The organism is Sphingosinicella sp. (assembly GCF_052387495.1).
GTDB lineage: Bacteria > Pseudomonadota > Alphaproteobacteria > Sphingomonadales > Sphingomonadaceae > Allosphingosinicella.
This window is the reverse complement of the sequence record NZ_JBQTJC010000233.1, coordinates 1-1,634: the sequence shown is the minus strand read 5'-3', so window position 1 is coordinate 1,634 and position 1,634 is coordinate 1. Positions and strand designations below refer to the sequence as shown.

Sequence of the window (1,634 nt, the reverse complement as noted above, 5' to 3'; positions counted from 1 at the left end):
AGGCCGCGCCGCCAGGCCAGGTCGCGACGCTCGGGATTGAAGATCTCGCGGTCGATGCCACGCGTCCAGATGCCGACGTCATAGTTCATCCGCTGGTCGCGGAGCAGCTGCGCCATCGAATCGGAGGTCGCGAAGATAGCGTCTCAACGCCGGTAGAAGCGGCGCAGCAAGGCGAGCACGAGCGGCTCGAGGAAGGCGAGCCCGTAATAGCGCGGATAGGTCTCGAACCTTGTGTGGACCGAGGCGATCACGGGTAGGTCCCATTTGCGCGCCAGCGTCACCGCGCGGTGGCCGGTAATGTCGGGGCTGGCGACGTGGATGATGTTGGGACGAAAGGCCCTCAAGTCCCGCTTCGCGCGGGGCGGGATCGCCATTCCCACTCTATATTCGGAGCGCCCCGGGATCGGCAGCGCCGGAAGCGAGATCAGCTCGCCCTTGGGCTCGAAGGCGGGAGTCTTGGTGGTCGGCGAATAGACGCGCACCGCCGCGCCCTGGCGCAGCAGGTAGTCGGCGAGCCGGTTCAGCGCCTGGTTCGCCCCGTCGCGGACGTAATTGTAATTGCCGCTGAAGATGGCGACGCGAAGCCCGGTCACGTCCATCAGGGCTCGTCCCGCCGCGGATGATCGCGAAAGAAGCGCCGCACGCGCCGAATCCAGATGATCGGCGGCACGATCAGGAGCGCGAGCAGGAAGAGGGCGAAGGCTTCTTTCATGGCTCCGTTCAAATGAAAGCACCCCGCCGGACCGACCGGCGGGGCGCTTCAGTTTCGCTTGCGCCCCGAGGGACTATTCCTCGGTGCCTTCGGCGCCCGCTTCGACCGGGGTTTCGGTCTCGGCCTTCGCCTCCTCGAGATATTCCCCGGCGTCGGCGTCGGTGCCGTGGCCGCTCGGCGTCACCGCGGCGAGCGGATCCGCCTGGATCGCAGCCTCCATGCCTTGGGCGAGCTCGGCCTCGTGCTCCTCGGCCGCCGAATTGGCGGCGATGAGCGCCTCCTGGAGCGAGCGCTGCTGGGCGCGGAGCGCCGCGTCGCGCGACGAGGCCGCGACCCGCATCCGCTTCATGCCCGCGCCGGTGCCGGCCGGAATCAGGCGGCCGACGATGACGTTCTCCTTGAGGCCTTCGAGGTCGTCGACCTTGCCCTGCACCGAAGCCTCGGTGAGGACCCGGGTCGTCTCCTGGAAGGAGGCGGCCGAGATGAAGCTGCGGGTCTGCAGGCTCGCCTTGGTGATGCCGAGCAGCACCGGCTTGCCTTCCGCGGGCTTCTTCCGGCCGGGCATCGCCTTCAGCCTGGCATTGGCCTCGTTCATCTCCTGCCGGTCGATCTGCTCGCCGACCAGGAAGGTGGAATCGCCGGATTCGGTGATCTCGACCTTCTGCAGCATCTGGCGAACGATCACCTCGATATGCTTGTCGTTGATCTTAACGCCCTGCAATCGATAGACTTCCTGGATTTCCGAGACGAGATATTCGGCCAGCGCCTTGACCCCGAGCACCTCGAGGATGTCGTGCGGATCGGGCGAGCCGCCGATCAGATTGTCGCCGCGCTTGACGAAATCGCCTTCCTGGACGTCGATCACCTTGGACTTGGGGATCAGATACTCGACCGGCTCGCCGCCCTCGTCGGGGATGATCGC

General features: G+C 66.4%; 2 pseudogenes. Both read right to left on the bottom strand.

From position 1 onward, the window contains the following. Positions 1 to 599 (bottom strand): annotated as a pseudogene (locus ACT4N8_RS12830) (glycosyltransferase); the annotation flags it as partial. 186 nt (positions 600 to 785) lie between these two features. After that, a pseudogene (locus ACT4N8_RS12825) lies at positions 786 to 1,634 on the bottom strand (DNA-directed RNA polymerase subunit beta'); the annotation flags it as partial.